The 269-nt window shown below is 49.1% G+C and carries 1 pseudogene; it reads left to right on the top strand.

From position 1 onward, the window contains the following. Window positions 1-5: 5 nt before the first annotated feature. A pseudogene (locus AYW76_RS18695) lies at window positions 6-269 on the top strand (riboflavin synthase); the annotation flags it as partial.

Below are 269 nucleotides of genomic sequence, written 5' to 3'. Positions count from 1 at the left end.
AATAGATGTTTACCGGAATAATTGAAGCGGTGGGGTCTATCGCCTTAATCGAACAGCGGTCGGGGGATATGCGCTTATATGTGCGTACCGGCAGCCTAGACCTGAGTGATGTTAAGCTAGGCGATAGTATTGCAACCAACGGTGTGTGTTTGACTGCCGTTGAGTTACCCGGTGATGGTTTTATTGCCGATGTATCGCGTGAGACGCTTGCCCATACCCGTTTCCATACATTACGTGTGGGAGAGCGGGTTAATCTTGAAAAAGCCTTG

This window comes from Marinomonas gallaica (genome assembly GCF_001639745.1).
In the GTDB taxonomy this organism is placed as follows: domain Bacteria; phylum Pseudomonadota; class Gammaproteobacteria; order Pseudomonadales; family Marinomonadaceae; genus Marinomonas; species Marinomonas gallaica.
This window is presented reverse-complemented; position numbering and strand designations above follow the sequence as displayed.